This is a genomic window from Lactiplantibacillus brownii (genome assembly GCF_031085375.1).
In the GTDB taxonomy this organism is placed as follows: Bacteria; Bacillota; Bacilli; order Lactobacillales; family Lactobacillaceae; genus Lactiplantibacillus; species Lactiplantibacillus brownii.
Map to the genome: position 1 here is coordinate 2,943,177 of NZ_JAVCWF010000001.1, position 19,824 is coordinate 2,963,000.

General features: G+C 41.9%; 17 protein-coding genes. All 17 read right to left on the minus strand.

Features of this window, described 5'->3' with window-relative positions; translation table 11 throughout:
* Window positions 1–33: 33 nt before the first annotated feature.
* The 17 genes from RA086_RS13740 to RA086_RS13820 all read right to left on the minus strand — a co-directional run bounded on the left by RA086_RS13740 (window position 34) and on the right by RA086_RS13820 (window position 19,785).
* Window positions 34–1,365, minus strand: coding sequence for a 6-phospho-alpha-glucosidase (locus tag RA086_RS13740; RefSeq protein WP_308704336.1), 1,332 nt, complete (start codon window positions 1,363–1,365; stop codon window positions 34–36).
* A 199-nt stretch (window positions 1,366–1,564) separates the two neighbouring features.
* A complete protein-coding gene (locus tag RA086_RS13745; protein ID WP_308704337.1) occupies window positions 1,565–2,245 on the minus strand; it encodes an HAD family hydrolase in 681 nt (226 codons plus the stop codon).
* 140 nt (window positions 2,246–2,385) lie between these two features.
* Window positions 2,386–2,886, minus strand: a complete 501-nt coding sequence (locus RA086_RS13750; protein WP_308704338.1) for a hypothetical protein — start codon at window positions 2,884–2,886, stop codon at window positions 2,386–2,388.
* Window positions 2,887–2,925: 39 nt separating this feature from the next.
* Complete coding sequence (locus RA086_RS13755) at window positions 2,926–4,791, minus strand: alpha-glucoside-specific PTS transporter subunit IIBC (protein ID WP_308704339.1); 1,866 nt, start codon at window positions 4,789–4,791, stop codon at window positions 2,926–2,928.
* A gap of 88 nt (window positions 4,792–4,879) precedes the next feature.
* Window positions 4,880–6,223 carry a 6-phospho-alpha-glucosidase gene (locus tag RA086_RS13760; RefSeq protein ID WP_308704340.1) on the minus strand — a complete coding sequence of 448 codons (1,344 nt, stop codon included), beginning with the start codon at window positions 6,221–6,223 and terminating at the stop codon, window positions 4,880–4,882.
* A 405-nt stretch (window positions 6,224–6,628) separates the two neighbouring features.
* The gene (locus RA086_RS13765; protein ID WP_308704341.1) at window positions 6,629–7,360 is read right to left on the minus strand and encodes an L-ribulose-5-phosphate 4-epimerase; all 732 of its coding nucleotides are present in this window, start codon (window positions 7,358–7,360) and stop codon (window positions 6,629–6,631) included.
* Window positions 7,345–8,226, minus strand: a complete 882-nt coding sequence (locus RA086_RS13770) for an L-ribulose-5-phosphate 3-epimerase (RefSeq protein WP_308704492.1) — start codon at window positions 8,224–8,226, stop codon at window positions 7,345–7,347. Before RA086_RS13770 ends, RA086_RS13765 begins: the two co-directional genes overlap by 16 nt.
* 11 nt (window positions 8,227–8,237) lie before the next feature.
* The gene (locus RA086_RS13775) at window positions 8,238–9,014 is read right to left on the minus strand and encodes a DeoR/GlpR family DNA-binding transcription regulator (RefSeq protein WP_407659102.1); all 777 of its coding nucleotides are present in this window, start codon (window positions 9,012–9,014) and stop codon (window positions 8,238–8,240) included.
* A 30-nt stretch (window positions 9,015–9,044) separates the two neighbouring features.
* Window positions 9,045–9,686 (minus strand): 3-keto-L-gulonate-6-phosphate decarboxylase UlaD, encoded by a 642-nt coding sequence (locus RA086_RS13780; RefSeq protein WP_308704343.1) that lies wholly within the window; start codon window positions 9,684–9,686, stop codon window positions 9,045–9,047.
* 78 nt (window positions 9,687–9,764) lie between these two features.
* A complete protein-coding gene (locus RA086_RS13785; RefSeq protein ID WP_308704344.1) occupies window positions 9,765–10,058 on the minus strand; it encodes a PTS sugar transporter subunit IIB in 294 nt (97 codons plus the stop codon).
* Between the two features lie 33 nt (window positions 10,059–10,091).
* Window positions 10,092–11,612: a PTS ascorbate transporter subunit IIC gene (locus RA086_RS13790; RefSeq protein ID WP_308704345.1), complete on the minus strand. Its 1,521-nt coding sequence runs from the start codon at window positions 11,610–11,612 to the stop codon at window positions 10,092–10,094.
* A gap of 16 nt (window positions 11,613–11,628) precedes the next feature.
* Complete coding sequence (locus RA086_RS13795; protein WP_308704346.1) at window positions 11,629–12,087, minus strand: PTS sugar transporter subunit IIA; 459 nt, start codon at window positions 12,085–12,087, stop codon at window positions 11,629–11,631.
* Window positions 12,088–12,110: 23 nt separating this feature from the next.
* The gene (ulaG, locus tag RA086_RS13800; protein ID WP_308704347.1) at window positions 12,111–13,181 is read right to left on the minus strand and encodes an L-ascorbate 6-phosphate lactonase; all 1,071 of its coding nucleotides are present in this window, start codon (window positions 13,179–13,181) and stop codon (window positions 12,111–12,113) included.
* A 304-nt stretch (window positions 13,182–13,485) separates the two neighbouring features.
* On the minus strand, window positions 13,486–14,877 hold the full coding sequence (locus RA086_RS13805; protein ID WP_308704348.1) for a glycoside hydrolase family 1 protein: 1,392 nt from the start codon (window positions 14,875–14,877) through the stop codon (window positions 13,486–13,488).
* A 13-nt stretch (window positions 14,878–14,890) separates the two neighbouring features.
* Complete coding sequence (locus RA086_RS13810; protein ID WP_308704349.1) at window positions 14,891–15,772, minus strand: ROK family protein; 882 nt, start codon at window positions 15,770–15,772, stop codon at window positions 14,891–14,893.
* 1 nt (window position 15,773) lies between these two features.
* Window positions 15,774–18,485, minus strand: a complete 2,712-nt coding sequence (locus tag RA086_RS13815; RefSeq protein ID WP_308704350.1) for an alpha-mannosidase — start codon at window positions 18,483–18,485, stop codon at window positions 15,774–15,776.
* Between the two features lie 10 nt (window positions 18,486–18,495).
* Window positions 18,496–19,785 (minus strand): glycoside hydrolase family 125 protein, encoded by a 1,290-nt coding sequence (locus tag RA086_RS13820; RefSeq protein ID WP_308704351.1) that lies wholly within the window; start codon window positions 19,783–19,785, stop codon window positions 18,496–18,498.
* Between the last annotated feature and the right edge of the window lie 39 nt (window positions 19,786–19,824).

Genomic DNA, 19,824 nt, shown 5'->3' on the forward strand with positions numbered 1-19,824 from the left:
TCTCCAATTGTTGTCCTTATTCTGTTTTTCGAATTACTTCAATTCTGGCCAGAAGTCCTTGTTGGCAACAATCATGTCATCAAGAATGTCCTTGGCAACACCAGCATCAGGAACAATCTTGCATAAACTGAATGCTTCCCATAATTTAACGTATGAATGTTGCTCCCAAGCATCAACAGCTAATTTTTCAACACTGTTTTGTTCAGTAATCATACCTTTCTGGAAGGTAGCAGCTTTGCCCATGGCGATACGTTCAGCACCAGTAGCACCGAACAAGCATGGTACTTCAACCGTGGCAGTTGGATCAATATTTGAAATAGCCCCTTCGTTAGGAATAATTGCTAACATCCGTTGCTTGGTATCGTAGGCAATGGCAGTACATAAATCAACGATGTAAGTTGAATGTTGGTCTGAAACAAAGTTCGTATCTTTTGCGCTACTATTTTTAACGATTCGTGCACATTCACCGAAAACATTCTTTTGACGATAAGCTTCAACTTCATCAGTACGGGTATATTTAGGATCTGAATGCTTAACAACCCATGATGGATAGAGATAATATTTCAAATAGGTGTTTGGTAAAGTCGATGGATCCAAGGCATAAACATCCGCAGCCTTCTTAAAGGTTTCTTCCCAGCTAGCTTCAGTATTCTTATCGTAGTCGCCGCCAACCCAATAACCATTCTTAGCAACATATTCTTTCAAAGCAGGCATCAAATCTTTACCAGTCTTATCGCGAATATCAGTCCACCACCCAAAGTGGTTCAAACCATAGTAACGGAAGACTAATTCGTTACGATCTTTCAAATTAAGAATTGCAGCCATTCGATCCATAATATCAATTGGCATATCACAAATATTGATAATCTTTGAATTTGGACGCAGACGACGAGTTGCTTCAGCAACGATTGCGGCTGGGTTTGAATAATTCAACATCCAAGCATTTGGAGAATATTTTTCCATATAATCTACTAATTGGATTACACCAGGGATTGAACGAAGTCCGTAAGCAATACCACCAGGGCCAGTTGTTTCTTGACCAACAACGCCATGAGCCAATGGAATCTTTTCATCTTGACTACGCATCGCATATTTACCAACCCGGATCTGGGCCATAACGAAATCAACATCTGAAAAGGCTTCTTCTGGGTTAGTTGAAGATTCAAATTCAACTTCAGGAGCACGTTCCTTGACTAAAATCCGACAAGCATCTGCAATTTTCTTTTGACGTTCGCCATCATTATCGTAAAATTTTAATTTCCGCAACGGAAACTTTTTGATGTGTTCCAATAAAGTTAAGACAATTCCTGGGGTATAAGTACTACCACCACCGGCAATTAATACGGAAAACTTTCTATCATCCATGAGTAATTCCTCCTAGAACTATTTGTGTTTCACTTGATTACAACTGTCATACTACTCGCTATTTAAGCGCTTTCAATGCTTTGAAAAGAGTTTGGAAACGGTTTCAAAAGGCATTCCACGTTTCATAAAATGAAATATATTTCAGAGACGTTCAACCCCGAAAGCCCCCGTAATAAGCGTTTTTTATACTGAAATAGATTTACTTATGTTCCGTAAGCGTTTCACTAATCTGATAATAGTCGCTAATCTTCTGATCAATGCGTAACCCATCTGGAATAGCCTCAACTTTTGCCTTGGGATCTTCAACTAACACAATTTCACCAACTTGAGCTCGGTTTGCGGCTTGTATTCCTGATACTGAATCTTCAAAAATGGCACAAGTCGTTCGAATCGCTTGAACATTCGTGATTGCTCTTAAAAACATATCTGGTGCTGGCTTTCCTGGCAACGAAAAATCATTCAAGGATACTTGGTCAATATCAAACCAGCGAGCTAGATTTAAATGCTTAAAAAAGAATTCTACGTTGGATCGTTCCGAAGCTGTTGCAATATTTAGCTTAATTCCCTGTCTCTGGCATTGGTCTAAAAACATAGGTAAGCCAGCGACTAAATGAAATTCAGCTGGCTTCGACAAACATAGGTCACAATAAATCTTTTCCTTTTCAGCGGTCATTGCTCCTAACTCGGCTTCAGTGATCTTGTGTCGCGAATAATACTCAAAAGTATCCCGATTATTTCGACCTGCAATATGCTTTTGAAATTCAAATTCTGTCATTTTAACTTTGAAATTTTGCATCAAGAATTGCTTCCAAGCTACTTTTTGGAACCCAGCATCAAAAAACATTGTGCCATTAAAATCAAAAATCATTGTATCAATCATCCTGCTCACTCCTCGTATAGTTGACTAATTCACTGCTACTCTTACAAAGAACAGCCTAGTCATCACACTACGTGCTGGCTAGGCTGCATTTGACACTATAGAAAATGACCGTTCTAATCTGTTTTGGTTATCACAACTGCTTATTTCACCCCAATTGTAAACAACAGCCACGTACAGATTAAGTAAAATGGTGTACTGCCAATAATAACCGCTAAAGTTTGTTTATCAATACCAGTCGATCGAGATGGCATAATATTCTTCGATAGATAGAGAACAATTAAACCCAAAATGACTGAAATGATATTGCCAACCATTAACTGCAAAAACGTTAAAAGACTAAAAGTCACAATCACCGTCATGCGGTTAGTCAATAATTCAGGCTTTCTAAAGTAAAGGACATACGCAACAATTAAATCCATCAAAGTGACAATAAACATCACTGTTGTTATTGGACTTTGCCTAAAATAGGCCTCTAGACCCATATTATTCATATTCAAAGCCAGAGCAACATAGGCAAAATAAGCTACTGGGACAATCATCAAGACGGCAATATAAATATTTACTGCTTTCCGCAAATTATAGTGCAATCCAGTGATAACTCGGTCAAAGAATCTCGAAATTTTACCATTTTTTGCAATCATCTGGCTTACCTCCTCTACCCATCAACTAATTATTTCAAACTAAATCAACGACAATATTGCTTGTACAAACTTTTCATGATCCTTCATATCGATAATAACTTTCTTACCATCAACTTTAACGCTATTAATATCCACTCCTAATTCCTTGAAAACAGATTCTTGATCAACTTCAGCCGGATTAACCACCGTTACCACCAATTCGCTAGCAATATCTTCAACATTTTCAATGTTTTGATCCGTACCTAACGAATCCATAATTAAAGTTGCACTTTGTTGTATTGGTGATAATTCTTTAACTTCTGGTTGAGCACTAGCATCTGTTTGAATCGGCCCACTGGATAGATCCGTCATTTTTTCGAGAACTTGGGCCACGTCTAATCCAACAATAACCTGAATAGCTTTACCATGACGAACCACGCCAACTGCCTTGTTTGCTTTAAACATACTATCTGATGCAACTCTTTCGGGATCTTTAATCGTAACTCGCAAACGAGTTGCACAGCTAGTCATGTCTTCAATATTACCTGCACCGCCAAGACCCTCAAGATAAGCTTGGGCTCGTTCGATGTATGGATTTGAGGCTGAACCAGTCTTAGCCTTGTATTCCTTTTTATTGATCAACTTAGTATCTTCACCTTCAGCTTCACGCCCTGGCGTTGCATAGTTGAAATGTTGAATCATAATCTTGAACACAAAGAAATAAATAACTGAGAAAATTAAACCGATGACAATTTGAAGAACCCAAGTATGCCAATGGTTAGCCCATAATGGAATCCAGTTCATACTTAAGAAGTTAATTAAGCCACCATCGAATTGACCAACAATCCCAAAAGCAAACATCGTTGCATCCAAGGTAGCAGCCAATAATGAGTGAACGACCCAAAGTACTGGAGCAGCGAATAAGAACGTAAATTCAACTGGTTCAGTAATCCCAGCAGCGATTGATGTTAATCCTGCAGGAATTAGTAGTGCAGCCGTTTGTTTCTTACGACTCTTTTTCGCGGTGACATAAAAAGCATAACAAATTGCAGGAATACCAAAGACTTTTTCATTTCCAAACAATTCAAAGCCCATTGCTGGTGCTAATGATTTGATTGGTGCAGTACTGGTTGCAAATTGTGATAAATGTTGTAACCAGTACGGTTCCAAACCACCAGCAACCGCTGCTGGTCCATATTGGAACGGAATATAGATGAAGTGATGTAACCCAGTTGGAATCAGGACCCGTTGTAAGAAACAGTAGACCCAGACCCCAATTACACCAGAAGTCTTCATAAATCCTTGTAAGGCTGCAATCCCCAATTGGATTTTTGGCCATACTAAACATGTTAGAAAAGCCAAAACAAACATAGCAGCGAAACCTAAGATAACAACATACGATGATCCTTGGAAAGTCCCTAGCCAATCAGGCAACTTCTTATCAAAGTATTTGTTGTGTAACCAGACGACAATCCCAGCGACAACCAACGCACCCACAATGCTGGTATCCAAAGTTTTAATACCAGCAATCATGGTTAACCCACCATTAGTAGAATTAGCAGAGATTTCGCGTGCGTAATGATTCACACCAAAGGTTGGACCCCAGATACTTAAAATAGCAGCCACGAAATAATTAAAAGTTAAATAAGTTACTAATGATTCCAGTGCAGCCCGGCCTTGCGACTTTTTAGCTAAACCAATTGGTAAACCGACAACAAACAGTAATGGTACTTGCCGGAAGATGGTCCAACCACCTTCCTCAATGGTGTACCAAATACCATACCAAGTTGTTGTATTTTTTGCTAAACTCGGAAAAATTGCAGCATTAGTAAATAAAGAACCAAAGGCAACAATCAACCCAGCAAAAGAGAATAGCAAAACTGGTACAAACATTGCAGCCCCAAACTTTTGCAGCTTCTGCATCATGATAAATTCATCTCACTTTTTTTAAAATTAAAAAGAAAGACTAGTACAAACCATTGCAATAGTCTTTCTTAGTCACTACTTGCCAAAATTAGTTAAGTTCTGGCCAGTAGTCCTTATTTGCAACGATCATGTCATCCAAGATGTCTTTGGCGATACCAGCATCCGGAACAATCTTGCACAAACTAAACGCCTGCCACAATTTCGTATAGGAATGTTCTAACAACGCATCGACAGCTAACTTTTCGACACTATTTTGTTCCGTTATCATTCCAGTTTGATAAGTAGCTGCTTTACCCATTGCTAACCGCTCCGCACCATTTGCACCAAAGAGACAAGGGACTTCAACCATTGCAGTTGGATCAATGTTTGAAATCGCACCCTCGTTAGGAATAATTGCTAACATGCGTTGCTTGGTATCGTATGCAATAGCAGTACACAAATCTACAATATAGGTAGAGTGATCATCTGGTTTGAAGCCCGTATCTTTCGCCGTACCATTTTCAACGATGCGTGCACATTCACCAAAGACCAATTTTTGACGGTGATCTTCAACTTCATCTGTTCGAGTGTAATTAGGATCCGAATGCTTAACTACTTGAGTTGGATACATGTAATACTTCAAATACGTATTAGGCAACGTGGTTGGATCTAAAGCATAAACATCCGCAGCCATCTTGAAGGTCTCTTCCCAGCTAGGTTCAATACCCTCTTCATAGTCGTCATCAACCAAATAACCATGCTTAGCAACATGCTTCTTCAATTGTGGCATGAGGTCTTTACCAGTCTTATCACGAACGTCAGTCCACCAACCAAAATGATTTAGGCCATAATATCTAAATACAAGATCATTACGATCTTTCAAGCCAACAATTTGGGCCATTCTATCCATAATGCCAATTGGCATATCACAAATATTAATAATCTTTGAATTTGGACGGAGACGACGAGTAGCTTCCGCCACAATTGCAGCCGGATTGGAATAGTTAAGCATCCAAGCATTCGGTGAATACTTTTCCATATAGTCTACTAATTCAATCACACCAGGAATAGACCGCAATCCATAAGCAATCCCACCAGGGCCAGTTGTTTCTTGACCAACAACACCATGTTTAAGTGGAATTTTTTCGTCCAAACTCCGCATTGCATACTTACCAACCCGAATTTGTGCCATAACAAAGTCGACATCGGTAAATGCCTCGGCGGGATTGGTTGTTGCCTCAAATTCAATTTCTGGTGCACGTTCTTTAACTAAAATTCTAGCGGCATCCGCAATCTTCTTTTGGCGTTCACCGTCATTATCATAAAATTTCAATTTACGAAGTGGAAACTTATCAAGCCCGTTCAATAATGTTAGAACAATCCCAGGTGTATAAGTGCTCCCACCACCGGCAATTAAAACTGAAAATTTGCGATCATCTGCTGCGTGAGTCATAAAAGTACCCTCCAAACCTTTAGTAGCTTCATATAAAGCGCTTTCATCAATTGATGAATTCATTATCACATGCTCAATAATGGACCGCAATAAGTTGGCGGGATTTAGAATGCTATTCCAAGATATTAAATTAATTTCATTTCATGGAATCTTTTTCTTGAATATGGACTTATCATTTCAAAAAGCTGTCTCATCAGTGCTGTATGATTAAAATGAAATGGCATTCACTCAAAATAAGGCTATTTAACTTATAAAATAAAATGGTTTTAACTAATAAGCAGATGGCCATGACTAATTTATAACAACTAAGAATGAAATGATCATGATCATCAATTCACATAGGGGCAAAAAAATAGTATGAACAACTTTATGCTGTTCATACTATTTTTCAATTGTTTAAAAGTGTTATAACACATGTTCATGGGTCATAGATTTAGGATTACTTTGTCCATAATAAGCATTATTACCATGTTTCCGATAATAGTGTTTATCCAACAAGTATTGTGGTACCGATGGACTTAAATGACCTGAAAGCTGCATCGTATGGTAGGCCATCTCGGCAACAACTTCCAATACCTTAGCATTATACACTGCCTTATCTGGTGTTGCCCCCCAAGTAAACGGGCCATGATCCTGGACTAAGACACCAGGCACTGCATCCGTATCCAACTCATGTTTCTTAAAAGTATCCACGATGACTCGGCCGGTATTGCCCTCATAATCATCTGCAATTTGTTCCTTGCTAAGTTGTGGTGTGACTGGTACTGGGCCATAAAAGGTATCAGCATGAGTCGTCCCACAGGCCGGAATAGCCATTCCGGCTTGTGCAAATGACACCGCCCACGGTGAATGAGTGTGGACGATCCCACCAATCTCAGGAAACTGGCGGTAAAGAATTGCATGCGTTGGCGTATCACTAGAAGGATTTAATTCGCCTTCAACGATCTTGCCATCCAGATCCACGACTACCATGTCACTTGGCTTCAATTTATCGTAGTCAACACCACTAGGTTTAATCACAAATAAGCCCTTCTCACGATCAATACCACTGACATTGCCCCATGTGAACGTTACCAATTTCAATTTTGGCAATTGCATATTGGCTTCATAGACTTCTTGTTTTAATTTTTCAAGCATACGTCCTTCTCCTGTTCCAGCCCGACTTTAGCAAACAAGTTATTGAAATATTGTTTGGCAACTTTAACCTCATGAACTGGATTTGCTGACTTTTCAGTCCACATCTCAATCGTGAAAGCACCATGGTAGTCAAGCCGCTTCAATGTTCGTAAACAACCTTCAAAATCAACCGTTCCATCACCAAATGGCACATCTCTAAATTGGCCCTTACTCGTAGCCGTTACGGGATGGGTATCTTTCAAATGTACTGAAACAATATTATCAACACCGACTTCTAACTCACGAGCCACATCATTACTTGGCCATGCACTCAAATTACCAACATCTGGGTAAGCTTGTAGCCATGGACTATGAATCTGCGTTTTAATCTCACCGATTTTTTCAAGTGAATTGATAAATGGGTCATCCATCGTCTCAATAGCAAGCGTAACTTCTTTGGCAGCTGCGTACTCGACCCCTAATTTAAGATTCGCCAGGAAATACTCTCTGGTAGTCACTGTTTTAGGTTCATAATAAACGTCATAACCAGCTAATTGAATATTCCGAATACCCAAATCACTCGCTAAATCTATTGCTTGATACAACATCTTTAAACTCGTCTTTCGCACTTCAGCATCGGCTGATCCCAGTGGAAACCGTCGATGACCGCTTAGCATAAGTGTGTGTATTCTAACACCTGTGTTCCAACTAGCATCCCGAACCTCTGTCCGTTGTTCCTTAGTCCAGTTCAAACGCGCCAAACGTTCATCACTTTCATCGACAGATAATTCAATGAAGTTAAAGCCTAATTGATGGACCAACTGTAGCCGTTCGAGCCAAGAATCGGCTTTTGGTAAAGCCTTTTCATAAATACCTAACGAAACCATCATAAACCTCCTTAATTCGCCACCTGAATGACTTCAATACCTCGATGGCGAAAGTCACGGACGACCCGCTCATTTGCAAAAGAATCCGTGATTAAGACGTCCACCGAAGATAGATCCGCAACGTGGTAATTACTTGAGACCCCAATTTTTCGATAATCAGCAACACAGATTACTTTCTGCTTAGTCCGCTGAATCATCGTGCTGTTAACCTGTGTTTCATAGATATTCTGCGTCGTTACGCCGTTTTCAGCACTGATTCCATCACAACCAATCAATGTAAAATCAGATTGCATCGTTTCCAAGAGTTGAATGGTAACGGTCCCCACTAATGATTCTTTAGGATAACGAACTTCGCCGCCGGTTAAAATAATAGATGTCTCTGGATGCCGAACACATTCTGTTGCACGAATGTTATTCGTAATGATCGTCAACGGCTTGACTGCTAACTGATTAATTGCGCGCCAACAAAGTGAACTAGAATTTACAAATAAAGTACTATTATCAGTAATATAGCTTGGCACTGCCGCCGCGATACTATCCTTTAGTTGTTCAATCTTTGTTCGTAAAGAATTGCCCTGGGACAATTCATCGTCAACTTTTTCAACTACCCCGTGATGCCAGTTAACACGTCCCATATCATTCAGCGCTTTTAAATCTCGCCGAACCGTAATTTCGGATACGTCTAACTGATCTGCCAAATCTTTGACAGTAATTGAACTAATTTGCTTCAACTCAGCCACAAGTTGATTACGTCGATTTTGAACATTTTCCATTGAATTCTTCACGATTACATCCCCGATCTACAACGTTAAAATAATTTATTCACCCCAAAGACGCTTTAATTCGTCCTGGAAAGCTTGTGCGGCTTTTGCTGGGTCATCGGCTTGAGTGATTGCACGACCAGCAATAAACGTGTAAACGTTTACACCTTCGAACAAAGCTAGCTTATCAACACTTAAACCACCCGTCACCGAAACACGGAAGCCCATATCTACTAACATTTTAACCTTATTTAAATCTTTTTCACCCCAACTAACTCCAGAGAGAAGCGCATCTCGGCTCTGGTGATAAATTGCTTGGGTAATCCCCGCATCAAGCCATTGTTGAGCATCTTCACGTGTCCAATTCCCGTACAATTCCACTTGAATTTCTGAAATTTCTTTATTAGCAGCTTTCATCGTTGGAATAGTTGCTGCACAAATACAAGTCATCCAGTCAGCCCCGGCGTCTGCCATATTTTTAGCAACAGTCCCGCCGGCGTCGGCACACTTGGTATCGGCAATAATTGTTTTATTAGGAAACAGTGCCCGCATTGATGACACGGCTTTAGTCCCTTCTTGCAAAATAAGAATGGTTCCAGCTTCAACAATATCAACGATACTACCGACTTCACGAACATCTTCTAGTGCACTTTCTAAAGTGTTGTTGTCTAAAGCAACTTGTAAATTTGGTTTTGTCAATTTAATCCCTCCTAGTGATCTATAAACACAACAAGCGAACCTACATTATCGGTTCGCTTGTCAACATTGACCGATTAATTATTTAACTAAATCGGTTTCCTCACGTACATGTTGCATAATTTCTTTATCACTCATGACGTTCTTCACACCGATGATCATGACACCCTTAGCCTTAGCTTCATCAAACATGTCAACAAAGTTCATTGGCGTGAAGACCATGTCGTATGAACGCGCATTGCTCTTACCTTCAGCTAAACTAGTATGTTCGATCTTTGAAATTGGAATATCCAACTGTTTGAACGCTTTTTGGACACTCTTCATCATCATTAAACTGGTTCCTGACCCATTGGCACAAGATACTAAGATATTCATAATAAAATCCCCCTAATATTTTTAAACTTATTGCTATTTTACCGCTTTCTTTTCAGCCATGTTCTTCTTATATTGATCGTAATCTGTAACCATCAAGAAGTAGTTCTTAGGATCATGTCGGTATTCAAGTTGTGGAATAATAACCAGAATAAGAACAACCGCAACAATCCCAAAGACACCCAAGAATTTCATAAGGACTGTGAAGAATGGCCAAACAGTATCCCAATCGAACATCCCAAGATAGCCACCGAACTTCGATAAACCGACCCAACTAGAGATAAGGGCGGCACCAAAGACTTGGACTAAGCCACTTAAGAACGGCAATAACATCGCTGCTTTGGCTCCGGCTCGTTTATTCGCATAAATCCCAAAGGCGGCATTATCAAAGAACAGTGGAATAAACCCAGCAATGATAATTGTTGGTGAATGGAAAATAAGTAATGCACCAATCGCGATAAACTGACCTAAAGCACCAAATAAGAAACCAATCGTCACAGCATTAGGTTCACCAAAGGCAAAGGTCGCAGCCACATCGATACCAGGCACAGAACCAGGTAATAACCGATCTGAAATCCCAGTAAAACTTTCAGTTAATTCGCCAACGAAAGTCCGAACACCTAATTGCAAGATTGCCAAGTTAACGGCAAAGCTTAGTGAGGTGGTTAAAATATAGAATAAGAAGCTACCATTTGGTGCTAAGCCAGAAACACCTTTACTAGCAGTATAAACACCATTGAAGTATGACCGACCGAGCACTAACATAATAATCCCGAAGAAGAACAACATTAGAATCCCAGTTGCAACCATATTTTCGTTGAAGATTTTCAAGAAACCTGGCAGTTGAATATCTTCTAATCGTTGAGCTTTCTTGTTAGATTTGATTTCATGTGCCTTAAATTTATCTGACAACCATGAAACAAAGGCAATCCCGAAAACTTGTTGGTGAGCAATGGCAAAACCACCACCGTCCGTTAAATCTTGTGTGTAACGAATAGTTAAGTTTGAACCTACTGCCCAATAGAGTCCGAGAATGACACCCATGACCAATAAAACTTCAATCCGACCCATTTTTGGGAAGCAGAACAATAATAGCCAGAATGCCGTTGCTGCTTGTTGAACCTGAACATTACCAGTTGTAAAAACGGCTCTTAATTTAGTATACTTTTGGAACCGAACTAATAGAATATTGAAGATAAATGCAAACAACAATAGCAACATGACATCACCGAATGTCCGCCCAAAGGTCTTCATCAGTCCATCGGTAACCGCGTTTTGACCAAAATATGGATCAATCACCGTTGCTGTTAAGTTAAAGCGATCTTTTAAACCAGTTAAGATTGGTCGAAAACTACTAACCAAACCACCAGACCCAACCATTAAAATCATGTACCCAATTACAGCCTTCAAAAAACCTGCAATCGATTCATACAATGGCTTACGTTCCAGAATATAACCAAGCAATACGATGAAACCAATCATGTAAGCTGGTTGGGTTAGAATATTATTGGCAAAGTAGTCCCATATTTTCATTAAAATATCTAGAAACTGCGACATGAGTGTGCCCCTTTCTTTAACTCATTCCGTCAACAATTGCCTTGAAGTCAGCAACACTGTCAACAGCTAGAAGTTTATCAATCAGACCATCCGTCATTAATAAATCCGATAAATCACTGATGTTTTTCAAATGCTGATCCGGATCTTTAGCTGTTAGCGTGAAGAACAATTGTGCATGTGAGTCAGGGTTATCTTTATCGAAAACCACTGGTTCTGGAAACTTTGTGAAACTAATCGCAGTTCCTAAGACATTTGTACTTTCAGCTAATGCATGTGGCATCGCCACACCTGGTACAATCACGATATATGGTCCATTTTTCTCAACGTTTAAAATAATTTCGTCAAGGTATTCTTTTTTTATATATTGATGTTCAATTAGCTTAGCACCGGATTGACGTAACGCATCACGCCAATCTTTGGCTGGTTCATGTCGAATATCAACAAGATCCTTTTCTAAAAAATCATTCAGTAACATTTCAACTCACCAACTTCGTTATTTTATAGGAATGATGGGAATGGCGTATCATTATCAATTGAGAAAGCATCATGGAAACCACGGTCAAAGTTGAATTCCATGCGATCTTTGTCATCTGGATAAGTGAATTCCCCACCAACTTGCCAGATATATGGTTTAAATTTATACTGCAACCGATCCTTCTTGAAATTCCATAACATGGTAATTTCCTTTGGATCAGCCATAAAGTTCGTCCAAATATCATAATGAACTGGAATGATAACCTTAGTCTTTAGAGATTCAGCCATCCGTAAGATATCAACCGAAGTAACTTTATCCGTAATTCCACGAGGGTTTTCACCGTAGGCTCCCAAAGCGACGTCAACGTGGTTTTCATTACCATGTTTAGCAAACATGTTTGAGTAGTGCGAATCAGCAGCATGATAGAGATTGCCACCAGTCGTTTCAAATAAGTAATTAACTGCAATCTTGTTCATATCTTGCGGCATCTTACCTTTGAGTGTCACTGATGGATCATCTTCAGTAACCAACGCCGTTCGATCAAAACCTTCCAGTACTTTAACCTTAGTCTTACCAATCGTTACGACATCACCAGGCTTAACCACAACGGTCTTTTCAGCCGGAACACCCCAACTTTGCCAAATTTCACAAACTTTTTCAGGGCCATAGAACTTAGCTTCTGGGCAATTGGCATTAACAGCCGCCGCAGTATTGACATCCAAATGATCACTATGAATATGACTAACGAACAAGGCATCAACATCCTTAATCGCAAATGGATCAATGACAAATGGTTGATTCCGTAAATTAGGTTGCATAGCCTGAACGCCACTCATCCGCTGCATCTGATGACCCTTACGCATCATACCGTTACCATGAGATTGCTTCCCGGTCCCACACCACATATCAACTAAAATGTTAGTTGATTCGGCGGTCTTCAACCAGATACCAGTACAACCTAACCACCACATTGAAAATGTTCCTGGTTTAACTTGCTTATCAGCAATTTCCTCATTTAACCAAGTACCCCATTCTGGGAATGTATTTAAAATCCAGCTTTCACGTGTTACGTTATTGATATTTTTGTCTGCCATGATGATTCCTCCCAATAAATTTATATCTCATATTTCATTTATAATGATACGTGCGTTTGTATTCGCTTTCAATATGCCGTTATGTTCGTTTGGTGTGTTTACGAACTTTATATGTCCATTTTATGAACATTATCATTTACCTCATCTTTTAAGCTTGTTTTACAACCAACTTTCGTCTAAAAACACTCTTATACATTACCACTAGTCACTTTATGAACATAAAAGTACCACAAACAAGCCGCTAGCCTATTTTTCTCTAGGTCAGCGACTTGTTTTAATCATGCTGTTTTATTTAAAATTAATTCTACTCTTCAAACGTCCCAGTCTCACTCAACCGATTAAACCAGCCAGCCGACTTCTTCAACGTCTTCTCCTGCGTATGAATATCATCGCGAATCAGACCATAGCGGTTGTGATAGGCGTGATTCCAGGACCAGCAATCAATTGCCGTCCAGACAAAGTAGCCTTTGCAGTTGGAACCTGCGTCAATTCCTTTGGCAAGCGCCGTCAGATGTGCCTTCATGAAGTCAATTCGATAGTCATCTTGGACGACACCATCCGCCGCCATGAAGCGCTCTTCACCAGCGACGCCCATCCCATTTTCAGAGATAAACCAAGGAATGTTATGATAATTTTCGCGAATATTATCCGCAATGTCAGTCATCGCTTGCGGATAGATTTCCCAACCACGATCCACGTTCATCACGCGACCGGGCATCGCATATTCCTTAAAGTAAATGTCCGGTAGCCATGGCTGCAAGCTTTTTGGACTGATATCTGGCCGCTCAACGCGGAACGGATGGTAATAATTCACACCGAGGTAATCGACAGGGTTAGCCGCGATAATCGCCAATTCAGCCGCGGTCGCGTCCCATAAAACGCCATCGTGATCCAAGGTTGCCACTAATTTGGCTGGAAAATGGCCCAGCACAGCTGGATCTAAAAACAGATTATTCGACCAGAGTTCCGCAAATTCGGCCGCGGCCACATCTGCTGAATCATCCGTCGCCGCATAGGCAGGCGTCAAGTTGAGGATGATCCCAATTTTATGCGCCTTATCTGGGCAAATTTCATGGAAACGTGCAATGGCTTTCGCCGACGCTAAATTCATGTTATACGCCACTTGTACCGCTTTAGGACCATCTTTCAAACAAGGATAGTGCCAGCCGTACAAGTATTGCCCGTCAACGACCACTTTGGGCTCATTGAACGTGAACCAATCATCAACCCGGTCGCCAAATAGTTTAAAGCATTGCGCCGCAAATTTGACGAACAACTCCACCACATGTTTAGACTCCCAGCCACCGTATTGCTCATAGAGTTCGACCGGCAAGTCAAAGTGATGCAAGTTGAGATACGGCTTAATATGATGGGCCAACATCGCATCAATCACATGATTATAGAAAGCAACGCCATCTGGATTCAGGCTAGCCGTTTCAAAATCATCGATCAAACGCGTCCACTGAATCGATGTTCGCAATCCCTTGATACCGGCCTTTTCCATCAAAGCTAAATCAGTTTCGTAATCATTGTAAAAGTTCGAAGCGGTATCTGGACCGACACCACTATCAAAAGCCGCTGGATCAGTCGCAAACCAATAATCGAAGACATTTTGATGCTGCTTATGAAAATTACCTTCAGTTTGTGGGCCCGACGTCGCCGCACCCCAAACAAAGTCCTTCGGAAAAGTGACCATTTAAACTTTCCTCCTAATTCGTTGATTGTTCAAAGTCGACAGCTGCACCGCGCAAGTTGGCCTCGCTGGTATACCGGCATAAAGCTAATTCAGGCCGAATCGTCGCAATTTCAACTTGTTTGTAGATCTTGTCCAAAGCGGTCTCAATCCCCGGAATCAGTTGCGGGTTATTAGAAATCCCGCCACCTAAAACGATCTTTTCTGGATCAAAGCTGTATTGGATATTGAAAATGCCTTGAGCTAAGGCCGCATACATCGTATTCAATTCGCGTTGGGCATCCAAGTCTGCTTTAGCCGCCAACGTATACAACTTTTCGCCTGTTAAAGGACTGGCCAGCTGTTTACCGGTCGCCGCAAGATACCGGCGAATTGCGTTGGGTACCGTTCCAAGCTCGCTCAGTGTGCCATGATCATTAATCTTGGTATAGCCAAACTCACCACCAAATAAATGGGCACCATGCCAGATTTGATGATTAAAGATCAACGCACCACCCACACCCGTGCCAATCACGAGAAAAGCTAAACTACTGGCACCCGCCCCGGCACCACCAGCTAATTCGGCCAGCGCCGCACAGTTGGCATCATTCTCGAGGCTAACTGGCACGCCAAAGCGCTCCACGAGTTCCGCTTGAATCGGGAAGTTATGAATATATGGAATTGCACTGGCGCCTTCGATCACGCCGGTCACCTTGTTGACGGCCCCTGGGGAACTGATCCCAACACCGGTAATCGGGGCTTGGGTCTTCATCTGCGCGACCTCTGTCGTTAAAACGGTCATAAATTCCGCTTTAGTTTTCGGTGTCGGTACAGCATGATGGTGCGTTAAAGTGTCATTTTGCCAAATCGCAAATTTAATACTGGTCCCACCAATATCGATCAATCCTAATGTTGACACGTTACTTCACCTCGGCGTCCTTAAACAATAATGTTTTGATTTCGGCCGGTTCTAAGTGATCAATGGCTTTATCGGCCAAGGGTTCTTCGAAGAAATTGACCACTTGTGGCGTTTCGTCCTTAAAGTTGACCCTCAAATCAGCGGCAGCTTGACCCAAGTTGTAGCCACGTAACGTCACACCCGCCGACTCATTGGCACGTTTCAAGCTCGTCACTTCAAAAGCTGGGGCGTCAAGTTGCAAATAGTTGCCCGCCGCAGCTAAGTCGCCATTATGATGACCCGTGGCTTGCACGCTAAATGGCACTTGATTCGTGTGCGCATCATGATAACTGACCAACCGTTGTTCGTCACTCCCATCGTGCAATTCAAGGCTGTAGTTAAAGGTAAATGCGCCTTGAGTTTGGGCTTCTGGTGTTGCAAAGTAACCCCAGTCCCCAAGTTCACCGACCGAGCGAATCATGGTCAGCGCAATCGTCCCATCAGCTGGCAGGATTTCGTATTCATTCAGCCCGATATTTCCAACGGTGACCCCATTTTCAGCATCGTGCAAATTGACGAAGGCTTGTTGATGTTGTGGATTCGTTGGATTTTGCCAAGTCTTTGCGGGATGATTTGGCCGCGTCACCGTTTCATAAATCGAATCGGCTTCATTCGTATCAGTCACTAAATTGGTCTTGAATAAGACGCGGACCCGATGATCACGCATTTGGTTATTTAAGGTCGTTTCAAATTGTAATTGTTTGCTGTGCCGACCTAACGTGATCGTAGTCGTCAGATCCAATGGCCGTAACTCAGCTGATCGTTTAGCCGTCCGTTGCGTAATATCAATGATGGCTTTTTCTTCTTTGATCAACGTTTCATCCGCTGAAACGGGGATTTGTAGGTGATTGACCACTTTAATAGCCGCACCTAACGCATCATCATGAATCAGCGTCGTTTCCATTGGGAAGTCTGTCGATAAAATAGCTTGATTATCAGCCGTTTGCCGATAAATATATTCATTACCCATGTCGCCGGTATCTTCAAAGACCATCATTTGATGATAAGTCTTGCCGGTTTCTCGATTAGTGACCGTTAAGCTACCATCTGCCTCAAGTGTGGCTTTAACCCACTCGTTGCTGAGTTCGTGGTCATTGCTTGGCGTTGTTGGCGCCACTTCAACGGCTTTGGCAGCCACGGACTTCGCTTGTAAGCCAAAGGCTTCCCAAGCAAAGGCTGGTAGTCCAGTGATATTCAAGGCAATCGTAATTTCAATGGCTTGATACGCAATCCGGAAGCTGTCTTTTGGTAAGTCATAATGGAAGCCAATCTCTTGGTTAACGACCCGGAATGGGATGGCTTGACCATTATGATCAACAACGGCTAATTCTGGTAAGGCCGCTAACTCGGCTTCAAGTTCGGCACGTTGTTCTTGAATCGTCCCAGCTTCACTAAAGTTACGGCGATCCCATTCGATTGTTACTTCAGTGAGGCCAGACTTCGGATAGCCTGCCGTATTTACCACGACAAATGGTTTGGCACTCGCATCAAAATCAGTAGTCTTCACCCGACTAGTGAGCAAGGTCAAGGCGTCTTGCGCGACAAACCGACCCACTTCACGCGACTTAGCAAAACGCGTCATCATTTCGCGGTGAACATCATCAACAGAACAGCCACAGATGCTGTCGTGTGGGTGATTTTGCAACAATAGTTTCCAAGCATAACGTAGCCGATCATGTGGATAATCTTTGGCTGGATAGGCCATCGTCGCCAATGGTTCCGCTTGATTTTCGATTAAGCGTTCAGTCTTGGTATTCGTTTGCTTGAGATAAACGCGACTGGATGCGGTATTGGCTAACGTATACCAGCCATCCGTTTCTTGACTCGTTAATTCACCATGAATGGTACTCAAATCCTTGGGGAGATCTTCACTCAATGTCTTCAAATAGTCGGTAAAGTTTGTATGAATAAATTCATAATCTGGATAAAGCTGGTTGGCAACTTTAATTGCCTTGGTGACGTTCAGCTGAACTGGTTGGTGGTCAACCCCATTCATCATGAGGAGATCACCGGTTGAAGCAAACTTTTCAGCATCCGCTAACTTTTGGTCCCAGAAAGCCTTCGCTTTATCGGGTTCAACTGGAATTTCATTCCCATTACTGTACCAGTTTGCAAATAACAACCCTAAAATCTTCGAACCATCGGGACCTTGCCACCACATTTCTGAATATTGTGATTCATAGTCTGCATCACCCGTTTGGTTATTAAACCCAGTTGGAGTGACCCCCCGGCCAAAAGCAGCTGTCTTCAAGTTCGCTAAGGCCATCATTTGTGGCGTCTGACCCATATTCCCGAAAGTATCGGGGAAATAGCCCAGTGGTACTGTTTGACCATACTTTTTAGCTTCGTCCCGACCTACGATCATGTTACGCACGTTGGATTCAGGACTGATCAAGAAATCATCTTGTAAGATGTAAAATGGTCCAATACGCAGCTTCCCGGCTCGAATGGCGGCCGCAACTTCTGGCTTACGTTCTGGTCGAACTTCCAAATAATCATCAAGCGCGATCATTTGGCCATCTAAATGGAAGCTATCGAAATCGGGATCATGCTTAAAAATATCCAGTAAATTATCGACTAAAGTGACCAAGCGCATGTGGTGTTGCTCAAAGGGCATGTACCATTCGCGGTCCCAGTGACTATGTGAAATAATAAATACTTTTTTCTTTGTCATTATTAATTAGCTACCTTTCAATTTTAAAACCAAGCGTCGTCAACAATAATTCGCAATACATCATATTTGCCCACGAGAACCATTCCCGCGTAAAACGCTGATCATCATTGACATCAAAGGACTCATGCATGAGAGCCGTCCCACCTGTCGTCTGGATCAACGTCGTTAAGGCGGCCAACTGTTGCTCCCGACTATTCGTGGTCAGGCCCTCCATCGCGATTGCAATCGGCCAAATATAATCTTTCGGCGTATGTGGGCTTCCTTGCCCCGCCGCCAAACGACCACTGTAATAGTAAGGATTTTCCGGACTCAGCAACGTTTGCCGCGTCCGCTGATAATTAACATCCAACAGATCACAATAGCCCAGGTAGGGCGCACTCAACAAACTTGGCACATTACCATCATCCATCAAGCTCGCCTGACCTAAACCATCGACTTCATAGGCGTAAACTTTTTCGCCATTCGCATTCGTGGTATAGCCAAACGTCTCAATCCCTGCTTTAACAGTCGTTTGCAAGCGCTGAGCACGGGTAACAATGTTCGGATCAGCCAGAACACTACTGAAGATTTTTTGTAAATAACCAAGAATCACCACGGCAAACATATTGGCAGGAACGAGATAACCGTACTCACAAGCATCATCACTAGGTCGAAAGCCGGACCAGATCATGCCAGTATCACCGACCGGACTGCCCTTGCCACCCTGTGGTAAGGAATCTTCAGGATGATCCTGTGTTCGAATGAATTGATATGACGAGGTCGCATGATGTTGTTCAACTTCAAAAGTCGTTAACAGTTGTTTGACCCCCGTGACAAAGTTAGCATCGAATTGCGCCGTCGCACCGGTATTCTTATAAAGGAGATACGCCAACTGCACCGGGTAACATAGTGAATCAATTTCAAATTTTCGTTCCCAGATCCACGGCCCCATCGCGGTCTGATCAGACTGATGGCCATGGCTGTTAGCGGTTTCATTAAAAGCATTGGCATAAGGATCAATCGTCATATTGAAAAACTGCCGTTGAACGACCCGCGTAATCAGCTGGGCAATCTTAGGTTCAGCATGCGCCAAAGCAAGGTACGGCCGCACTTGCGCTGTCGAATCCCGTTGCCACATTGCCGGAATATCCCCGGTCAAAATGAAAGCATAACCCTGTTCATCATCCGAAATTGTGGTGGCTAGCGTATTTAAAAAAGTCTTTTGAAAAACCGTCCCTAATTTAGGATCCAATGGCTGGCTTAGCTGCGTAATCTTCGTGACAAAAGCCTGCACATCCTTATCAACATAATTCGTGGTCATCGTTTCACCTCATATTTGATATATCATTTTCTGTCATTA

Excerpts from the sequence above, each read along its gene's own strand:
- RA086_RS13740 (WP_308704336.1), bottom strand. The coding sequence starts at position 1,365 with ATGGATGATAGAAAGTTTTCCGTATTAATTGCCGGTGGTGGTAGTACT.
- RA086_RS13745 (WP_308704337.1), bottom strand. The coding sequence starts at position 2,245 with ATGATTGATACAATGATTTTTGATTTTAATGGCACAATGTTTTTTGAT.
- RA086_RS13750 (WP_308704338.1), bottom strand. The coding sequence starts at position 2,886 with ATGATTGCAAAAAATGGTAAAATTTCGAGATTCTTTGACCGAGTTATC.
- RA086_RS13755 (WP_308704339.1), bottom strand. The coding sequence starts at position 4,791 with ATGATGCAGAAGCTGCAAAAGTTTGGGGCTGCAATGTTTGTACCAGTT.
- RA086_RS13760 (WP_308704340.1), bottom strand. The coding sequence starts at position 6,223 with ATGACTCACGCAGCAGATGATCGCAAATTTTCAGTTTTAATTGCCGGT.
- RA086_RS13765 (WP_308704341.1), bottom strand. The coding sequence starts at position 7,360 with ATGCTTGAAAAATTAAAACAAGAAGTCTATGAAGCCAATATGCAATTG.
- RA086_RS13770 (WP_308704492.1), bottom strand. The coding sequence starts at position 8,226 with ATGGTTTCGTTAGGTATTTATGAAAAGGCTTTACCAAAAGCCGATTCT.
- RA086_RS13785 (WP_308704344.1), bottom strand. The coding sequence starts at position 10,058 with ATGAATATCTTAGTATCTTGTGCCAATGGGTCAGGAACCAGTTTAATG.
- RA086_RS13790 (WP_308704345.1), bottom strand. The coding sequence starts at position 11,612 with ATGTCGCAGTTTCTAGATATTTTAATGAAAATATGGGACTACTTTGCC.
- RA086_RS13795 (WP_308704346.1), bottom strand. The coding sequence starts at position 12,087 with ATGTTACTGAATGATTTTTTAGAAAAGGATCTTGTTGATATTCGACAT.
- ulaG (WP_308704347.1), bottom strand. The coding sequence starts at position 13,181 with ATGGCAGACAAAAATATCAATAACGTAACACGTGAAAGCTGGATTTTA.
- RA086_RS13805 (WP_308704348.1), bottom strand. The coding sequence starts at position 14,877 with ATGGTCACTTTTCCGAAGGACTTTGTTTGGGGTGCGGCGACGTCGGGC.
- RA086_RS13815 (WP_308704350.1), bottom strand. The coding sequence starts at position 18,485 with ATGACAAAGAAAAAAGTATTTATTATTTCACATAGTCACTGGGACCGC.
- RA086_RS13820 (WP_308704351.1), bottom strand. The coding sequence starts at position 19,785 with ATGACCACGAATTATGTTGATAAGGATGTGCAGGCTTTTGTCACGAAG.